The sequence below is a fragment of the Citrobacter sp. S55_ASV_140 genome (assembly GCF_018919505.1).
In the GTDB taxonomy this organism is placed as follows: Bacteria; Pseudomonadota; Gammaproteobacteria; order Enterobacterales; family Enterobacteriaceae; genus Citrobacter; species Citrobacter werkmanii.
On the sequence record NZ_JAHLQZ010000189.1, the window covers coordinates 1 to 7331 of the forward strand.

The 7331-nt window shown below is 55.8% G+C and carries 9 protein-coding genes and 1 pseudogene; 7 read left to right on the forward strand and 3 right to left on the reverse strand.

Annotation, left to right across the window (positions count from 1 at the left end):
- Together KQJ18_RS19685 and KQJ18_RS19690 are read left to right on the forward strand one after the other, a co-directional pair.
- Positions 1 to 318 (forward strand): RsmD family RNA methyltransferase (locus KQJ18_RS19685; RefSeq protein WP_216422552.1); only part of this gene is annotated, 318 nt, incomplete at its 5' end.
- The gene (locus KQJ18_RS19690; RefSeq protein WP_038635009.1) at positions 308 to 583 is read left to right on the forward strand and encodes a DUF1145 family protein; all 276 of its coding nucleotides are present in this window, start codon (positions 308 to 310) and stop codon (positions 581 to 583) included. The genes KQJ18_RS19685 and KQJ18_RS19690, both read left to right, overlap by 11 nt.
- 99 nt (positions 584 to 682) lie before the next feature.
- Here the strand turns inward: KQJ18_RS19690 and KQJ18_RS19695 are convergent, their stop codons facing one another.
- A complete protein-coding gene (locus tag KQJ18_RS19695) occupies positions 683 to 1042 on the reverse strand; it encodes a DUF2500 domain-containing protein (protein WP_038635012.1) in 360 nt (119 codons plus the stop codon).
- Between the two features lie 141 nt (positions 1043 to 1183).
- Between KQJ18_RS19695 and KQJ18_RS19700 the strand changes: the two genes are divergently transcribed.
- Both KQJ18_RS19700 and zntA read left to right on the forward strand, forming a co-directional pair.
- Positions 1184 to 1810, forward strand: coding sequence for a lysoplasmalogenase (locus KQJ18_RS19700; protein ID WP_038635015.1), 627 nt, complete (start codon positions 1184 to 1186; stop codon positions 1808 to 1810).
- 75 nt (positions 1811 to 1885) lie between these two features.
- Positions 1886 to 4084 carry a Zn(II)/Cd(II)/Pb(II) translocating P-type ATPase ZntA gene (gene zntA, locus KQJ18_RS19705; protein WP_216422553.1) on the forward strand — a complete coding sequence of 733 codons (2199 nt, stop codon included), beginning with the start codon at positions 1886 to 1888 and terminating at the stop codon, positions 4082 to 4084.
- 75 nt (positions 4085 to 4159) lie between these two features.
- On the opposite strand, the gene tusA is transcribed toward zntA, so the two are convergent.
- A complete protein-coding gene (gene tusA / locus KQJ18_RS19710; protein WP_038635021.1) occupies positions 4160 to 4405 on the reverse strand; it encodes a sulfurtransferase TusA in 246 nt (81 codons plus the stop codon).
- Positions 4406 to 4573: 168 nt separating this feature from the next.
- Between tusA and KQJ18_RS19715 the strand changes: the two genes are divergently transcribed.
- Both KQJ18_RS19715 and KQJ18_RS19720 read left to right on the forward strand, forming a co-directional pair.
- Positions 4574 to 5239: a 7-cyano-7-deazaguanine/7-aminomethyl-7-deazaguanine transporter gene (locus KQJ18_RS19715; protein WP_038635023.1), complete on the forward strand. Its 666-nt coding sequence runs from the start codon at positions 4574 to 4576 to the stop codon at positions 5237 to 5239.
- A gap of 72 nt (positions 5240 to 5311) precedes the next feature.
- On the forward strand, positions 5312 to 5869 hold the full coding sequence (locus KQJ18_RS19720) for a DcrB family lipoprotein (protein WP_016154847.1): 558 nt from the start codon (positions 5312 to 5314) through the stop codon (positions 5867 to 5869).
- A 3-nt stretch (positions 5870 to 5872) separates the two neighbouring features.
- On the opposite strand, the gene KQJ18_RS19725 is transcribed toward KQJ18_RS19720, so the two are convergent.
- Positions 5873 to 7090 (reverse strand): MFS transporter, encoded by a 1218-nt coding sequence (locus tag KQJ18_RS19725; RefSeq protein ID WP_038635029.1) that lies wholly within the window; start codon positions 7088 to 7090, stop codon positions 5873 to 5875.
- A 133-nt stretch (positions 7091 to 7223) separates the two neighbouring features.
- Here KQJ18_RS19725 and KQJ18_RS19730 point away from each other — a divergent pair.
- Positions 7224 to 7331: pseudogene (locus KQJ18_RS19730) on the forward strand (permease); the annotation flags it as partial.

Sequence of the window (7331 nt, forward strand, 5' to 3'; positions counted from 1 at the left end):
AATCTTGCTACGCTGAAGGCAAATCATGCCCGCGTCGTCAACACCAATACGCTGGCGTTTCTGGCCCAACCTGGTACGCCGCATAACGTGGTGTTCGTTGATCCGCCGTTTCGCAAAGGATTACTGGAAGAAACTTTAACGCTTCTGGAAACCCATGGTTGGCTGGCAGATGAAGCGTATATTTACGTTGAGAGCGAAGTCGAAAACGGCCTGCCGCCGGTTCCGGTAAACTGGTCGCTATACCGTGAAAAAGTGGCAGGACAGGTCGCCTACCGCCTGTATCAACGTGAAGCACAAGGAGAGCACGATGCTAATTAATCTGGGACGTCTGTTGATGCTCTGCGTCTGGGCATTTTTATTACTGAATATTTTCCAACCCTTCCCACGCCCGCTTAACATCTTCGTTAACGTCGCGCTGATCTTTATGGTGCTGATGCACGGCATGCAATTGGCTCTGCTAAAAAGCACCATGCCAAAAGATGGCCCGCAGATGACCAGCGGGGAGAAAATCCGCATTTTCCTGTTCGGCGTCTTTGAGCTGCTGGTCTGGCAGAAGAAGATTAAGAACCAGTTGAAGAAGTAACTGGGATGTTTTCGCCCGGCGGCGCGTTGCGAGCCGGGGCGACAAAATTTGTAGGCCGGATAAGGCGTAACCGCCATCCGGCATCAGTCAGATGAAACCTTAGCGTTCAGCCGTAAAATCAATAAAACGCGAACCTTTGTAACTCAGCGTGCCCTTGTCTCCGACCGTTAGCGCATGGTACTGCCGGGCATCCAGGCGAAACGTCTGCTCCAGACCGCCGCTTTGCGGCTTAAAGCTGGCTTCATAGCGCATGCTGGTTCCTGCCGGGCTCACTTCCTGTTGACGGGATCGCCGATCGTTAAGTGGTTTTTCCCGCTTATTACTCACTACCACCTGCTTTTGCACCAGCGGTGCTGCATCGTTATCCGCTTTTTCACGCCGCTGCTGGACAAAGCGAAACGACGCGGCGACAACAATTAAGACAATGATAACAATGAAAAAAAGTGGCGGTTTGCTCATAGTATTAACCCATCAGAAAATGCGGAAATAAGCATACATTGCCTGTTATGGTGTTGTCATCTGGCAGTGTCGACCTCTACACTGAACAATAGAGCCGTAAGCACCCCGCTTACGAAAAAATAACGAATTCAAGGAACTAAGATGCTTTGGTCGTTTATCGCTGTCTGCCTTTCCGCATGGTTGTTCGTGGATGCTTCCTATCGTGGGCCCGCCTGGCAACGCTGGGTCTTTAAACCCCTCACTTTACTCCTGCTGGCGCTGCTGGCCTGGCAGGCGCCAATGTTTAACGCCATCAGCTATCTGGTGCTGGCAGGGCTGCTTGCCTCACTGCTGGGCGATGCGCTGACGCTGTTGCCGCGCCAACGTCTGCTCTACGCCGTGGGGGCGTTTTTTCTCTCGCACCTGCTGTATACCATCTACTTCGCCAGCCAAATGACGCTGTCGTTCTTCTGGCCTTTGCCATTGGTATTAGTGGTGCTGGGGGCGTTGCTGATCGCCATCATCTGGACACGGCTGGAAGAGCTGCGTTTAGCCATCTGTACTTTTATCGGCATCACGCTGATGATGGTCTGGATGGCGGGCGAACTGTGGTTCTTCCGTCCCACTGGCCCCGCGCTGTCGGCATTCCTCGGCGCCTCATTATTGTTCATCGGTAATTTTGTCTGGCTGGGTAGCCATTATCGCCGCCGCTTCCGCGCCGATAACGCCATTGCCGCCGCCTGCTACTTCGCCGGACATTTCCTGATTGTTCGTTCGTTGTATCTCTAATATCGCTTGACTCTGGAGTCGACTCCAGAGTGTATCCTTCGGTTAATACGAAATGATTATTAACCGGAGGATGCCATGTCGACGCCCGATGCCCCTGGCAAAAAAGCCCCACAATTTTCTTCATTCAAGCCAGCGCCAGCCCCAAAAAAGGCGGACGACTGCTGCTGCGAAGGAAGTTGCTCCACCCCAACCACCGTATCCGAAAGCGTAATGGGCACCCGTTATTCCTGGAAAGTGGCAGGAATGGACTGTGCCGCCTGCGCCCGAAAAGTGGAAAATGCGGTCCGCCAGGTGAGCGGCGTCAACCAGGTCCAGGTGCTGTTCGCCACCGAAAAACTGGTCGTCGACGCGGGTTCTGATATCCGTCAGCAAGTTGAAAGCGCGGTACAAAAGGCAGGTTATACCCTGCGCGATGAACAAGCGCCGGAAGCCGCCCCCGAATCACGTCTGAAAGAGAACCTGCCGCTGATTTCGCTGATAATCATGATGGCGATTAGCTGGGGGCTGGAGCAGTTCAATCATCCTTTCGGTCAGATAGCGTTTATCGCCACCACGCTGGTCGGCTTGTATCCCATTGCCCGCCAGGCCCTGCGTCTGATGAAAACCGGCAGCTACTTCGCCATTGAAACGTTGATGAGCGTGGCCGCGATTGGCGCACTGTTTATCGGCGCGACGGCGGAAGCCGCCATGGTGCTACTGCTGTTTTTAATTGGCGAGCGCCTGGAAGGGTGGGCCGCCAGCCGCGCCCGCAAAGGTGTCAGCGCATTGATGGCACTCAAGCCAGAAACCGCCACGCGCCTGCGTAATGGCGAACGCGAAGAGGTCGCAATCAATACGCTCCGGCCTGGCGATGTTATTGAAGTTGCCGCCGGTGGACGTTTACCCGCCGACGGTAAGCTGGTCTCCGGTTTTGCCAGCTTTGATGAAAGCGCCCTGACCGGCGAATCGATCCCGGTTGAACGCGCCACCGGCGAGAAAGTCCCGGCGGGCGCCACCAGCGTAGATCGTCTGGTTACGCTGGAAGTGCTCTCCGAGCCGGGCGCCAGCGCTATCGATCGCATTCTGAAGCTGATTGAAGAAGCGGAAGAACGCCGCGCCCCCATTGAGCGCTTTATTGACCGTTTCAGCCGAATTTATACCCCCGCTATTATGGCGGTTGCGCTGCTGGTTACCCTCGTCCCGCCGCTGCTGTTTGCCGCCTCGTGGCAGGAGTGGATTTATAAAGGACTGACGCTGTTGCTGATTGGCTGCCCGTGCGCGCTGGTTATCTCAACCCCCGCAGCGATTACCTCTGGTCTTGCCGCCGCGGCGCGTCGTGGCGCGTTAATCAAAGGCGGCGCCGCGCTGGAACAGTTGGGCAGAGTCACGCAGGTGGCGTTTGATAAAACCGGCACCCTGACCATCGGTAAACCGCGCGTGACGGCGATCCATCCGGCAAGCGGTATAAATGAGGCTGAACTGCTGGCGCTGGCAGCGGCGGTAGAGCAAGGCGCGACGCACCCACTGGCGCAGGCGATTGTTCGGGAAGCGCAAACGCGCGAGCTGACTATTCCTGTCGCGAAAGAACAGCGGGCGCTGGTTGGCTCCGGAATAGAAGCGCTGGTCAACGGCGAGCGCGTGCTGATTTGCGCCGCCGGTAAGCAGCCTGCCGATGCCTTTGCCGGACAGATAAGCGAGCTGGAAAGCGCGGGCCAGACGGTGGTGCTGGTGCTGCGTAACGATACCGTTCTCGGCGTACTGGCCCTACAGGATACGTTGCGCGACGACGCCCGCACTGCCATCAGCGAGCTCAATCAGATCGGCGTGAAAGGGGTGATCCTGACCGGTGATAACCCACGCGCGGCAGCAGCCATTGCCGGGGAGCTGGGTCTGGAATTCAAAGCGGGGTTATTGCCGGAGGATAAGGTGCGAGCCGTTACCTCTCTCAACCAACAGTCGCCGCTGGCAATGGTCGGCGACGGCATCAACGACGCCCCGGCGATGAAAGCGGCGACCATCGGCATTGCCATGGGTAGCGGAACCGACGTCGCGCTGGAAACCGCCGATGCCGCCCTGACCCACAACCGTCTGCGTGGTCTGGTGCAAATGATTCAACTGGCGCGCGCCACCCACGCCAATATTCGCCAGAACATTGCGATTGCGCTGGGTTTGAAGGGGATTTTCCTCATCACCACGCTGCTCGGTATAACCGGACTGTGGCTGGCGGTGCTGGCTGATACGGGGGCGACGGTGCTGGTGACCGCGAACGCGCTGCGGTTGTTGCGTAAAGGATAATGAGTGTGTCGGATGCGGCGTTGCCTTATCCGGCCTACAGGTTACACCGTCTTTGTAGGCCGGATGGCGCTTCGCTTAATGACCTTTGCGCACTAAATAGCGGTACGGCAGCGAGTCGGTCTCTTTGGCTACCAGTTCATGCTCCATAAAGGTACAGAAACCGGGAATGTCGCGGGTTGTCGCCGGATCGTCGGCGACAATCAGCAGCGTTTCACCCGCCTGCATACCGCGCACGGTTTTACGCACCATCATTACAGGTTCCGGGCAGCGTAGTCCCTGGGCATCAAGCGTATGGTCGGGAGAGGTAAACAGATCGCTCATCGTAGTCTCATTCATGCAAAAACGGCGTTATTTTACGCTCTGTTGTGGCGTAAGCCAATCAGGTTAACGATTGCGTGAAAAACAACCATTGCAATGTGCTCTTAAAGCAGTATCATGCGACGGTTTTTTATTGGGTTCCCTCACCCCATCCAACAAAAAGGTCACAATATGACTCCGTTTACACAATCTCAGCGCGTAAAAGCGTTGTTTTGGCTATCGCTATTTCATCTGCTGGTGATCACCTCCAGCAACTATCTGGTACAGCTACCGATCTCCATTTTTGGTTTCCATACCACATGGGGCGCTTTTAGCTTTCCGTTTATTTTCCTCGCGACCGACCTGACCGTGCGTATTTTTGGCGCGCCGTTGGCACGACGTATCATCTTTGCGGTGATGATCCCCGCGCTGCTGATCTCCTATGTTGTTTCATCACTGTTCTATATGGGATCGTGGCAGGGATTCGGCGCGCTGCTGCACTTTAACCTGTTTGTCGCCCGTATCGCCGCCGCCAGCTTTATGGCTTACGCGCTGGGACAAATTCTGGATGTGCATGTCTTTAACCGCCTGCGTCAGAGCCGTCGCTGGTGGCTGGCGCCGACGGCTTCCACGCTGTTTGGCAACATCAGCGATACGTTGGCCTTTTTCTTTATCGCTTTCTGGCGCAGCCCGGATGCCTTTATGGCCGAGCACTGGATGGAAATCGCGCTGGTAGACTACTGCTTCAAGGTACTGATCAGCATTATTTTCTTCCTGCCGATGTACGGCGTGCTGCTGAATATGTTACTGAAAAGGTTGGCAGATAAATCTGAAATATCTGCATTGCAGACGAGTTAAAGGTTCATTTTCCGAGTTGTGATAAGATGGTCGAATGAGCCGTTATGGCCGTTTATCGAAAGGAAGAAGTCAATGCGCAATCTGGTTAAATATGTCGGTATTGGCCTGCTGGTTATGGGGCTTGCGGCCTGTGATAATAGCGATACAAAAGCGCCGGCAGAGGGTGCCGCCGCAGAGAGTAGCGCCACCGGACAACCGGTCAGCCTGCTGGACGGCAAACTCAGTTTTTCCCTGCCAGCGGATATGACCGATCAGAGCGGCAAGCTGGGCACCCAGGCAAACAATATGCACGTGTATTCTGACGCAACCGGCCAGAAAGCGGTGATTGTGATTGTCGGCGACAATACCAACGAAGATCTTGCCGTACTGGCAAAACGTCTGGAAGATCAGCAGCGTAGCCGCGACCCGCAGTTGCAGGTCGTCACCAATAAATCTATTGAGCTGAAAGGCCACACGCTGCAACAGTTAGACAGCATCATCTCGGCCAAAGGCCAGACCGCATACTCTTCCGTGGTGCTGGGTAAAGTGGACAACCAACTGCTGACGCTGCAAATCACGCTGCCGGCTGACGATCAGCAAAAAGCGCAAACGACCGCAGAAAACATCATTAACACGCTGGTTATCCAGTAACGGTTAAGACGAAGACTCGGCTTCCGGTGACGCCACCTGAGGCCGTTTTTTTAGCCGCCAGGTCAGCAGTAGCGCTACCGCCACCAGCCCGGCCGCCGCCAGGTAGATAACCGGTACGCCCGCCCACGTCATGACCAGCCCGGCCAGCGGCCCGGTAACGCCCAGCGATAAATCCATAAACACCGTATAGGTCGCCAGCGCAGCGCCCTGATTTTGCTGCGGGACGGCTTTTACCGCCACCACGCCCAGCGCCGGGAAGACCAACGAGAACCCGGCACCTGCCAGCAGAACGCCGATTTTGGCCATCCACGGCATGGAGGCCATGCCGACCAGCAGCAGTCCAACAATCTCGACGCTAAAGCAGATCATCGCGACATTGAGCCCACCTAACCGGTTGATACCATTTGGGAATAACAAGCGAGTACCCACAAATGTACAGCTAAAAAGCGTCAGCGCAAAAGCTGCGCCGTCCCAGCCTTTAGCATCATAAAACAGCGTGATAAAGGTGGCGATCACGCCAAATCCGGCGGAGGCCAGCGCCAGCGCCATCCCGTACAACCAAACGCGCCCGAGCACAGCGCGAAACGGTAACGGCTTGCCTTTGCTGGCCTTCACCGCCGGTCGAGGGAGCGCCAAAAGTATCGCCAACAGCGCCACGCCCATCACGGTCAGCGCCAGCCCCTGTAAGCCACCCCAGGCATAACACAGAACACCCAGCGGAGCGCCTATCGCCATCGCGCCATAGGTCACGATGCCGTTCCACGAAATCACCCGTCCGATATGCATCGAGCCAACAACTCCCACGCCCCATAGCGTAGAGCCGGTCCCGGCAAAGCTTTGCCCGATGCCCAGAATCACCCGCCCGATGCATAACAGCAACAAACTTACCAGCGGCCAATCTTGGGTTGATCCTGCCAGCAGGTAACCCAGGCCACTTAAAAAGCAGCCGCACAGTCCGAATACCACGATTTTTTTCGGCCCCAGCAGATCGGCATAGCGACCGGCATGAGGGCGGCTCAGCAGCGTGGCGAAATATTGCAGGCTGATGACCAGTCCCGCCCAGAAGGCGCTAAATCCCATCACATCATGGACATAGCCGGGCAATACCGCGAGCGGCAGGCCGATGGTCAGATAGCTGGCGAAGTTAAACATCACCACCGAAACAATGCGCAGATTAAGGCGCAAACCGCTTAACGTCGGTTCAGCGACGGGTTCGGGCATGGAAGGTCACCACATTTTCACAACAGTGTTTCATTTCTACCATGTTGCAGACCATAAATCAGCAGCCAGTTTAGGAATAACAGACGCAAGCCAACCGCTACACTTAATGCAAAAACGCAAACAGGAAGAAAACATGACAACCGCTCAGCCCGATAAAACGGGTATGCATATTCTGCTCAAACTGGCCGCTTTGGTGGTGATCCTCGCGGGCATCCATGCCGCGGCGGATATCATTGTGCAA

Bases quoted from the DNA above. Each gene is read 5' to 3' on its own strand.
- KQJ18_RS19725 (WP_038635029.1), bottom strand. From the start codon at position 7,090: ATGCCCGAACCCGTCGCTGAACCGACGTTAAGCGGTTTGCGCCTTAAT.
- tusA (WP_038635021.1), bottom strand. From the start codon at position 4,405: ATGAGCGATCTGTTTACCTCTCCCGACCATACGCTTGATGCCCAGGGA.
- KQJ18_RS19715 (WP_038635023.1), top strand. From the start codon at position 4,574: ATGACTCCGTTTACACAATCTCAGCGCGTAAAAGCGTTGTTTTGGCTA.
- KQJ18_RS19690 (WP_038635009.1), top strand. From the start codon at position 308: ATGCTAATTAATCTGGGACGTCTGTTGATGCTCTGCGTCTGGGCATTT.
- KQJ18_RS19695 (WP_038635012.1), bottom strand. From the start codon at position 1,042: ATGAGCAAACCGCCACTTTTTTTCATTGTTATCATTGTCTTAATTGTT.
- KQJ18_RS19700 (WP_038635015.1), top strand. From the start codon at position 1,184: ATGCTTTGGTCGTTTATCGCTGTCTGCCTTTCCGCATGGTTGTTCGTG.
- zntA (WP_216422553.1), top strand. From the start codon at position 1,886: ATGTCGACGCCCGATGCCCCTGGCAAAAAAGCCCCACAATTTTCTTCA.
- KQJ18_RS19720 (WP_016154847.1), top strand. From the start codon at position 5,312: ATGCGCAATCTGGTTAAATATGTCGGTATTGGCCTGCTGGTTATGGGG.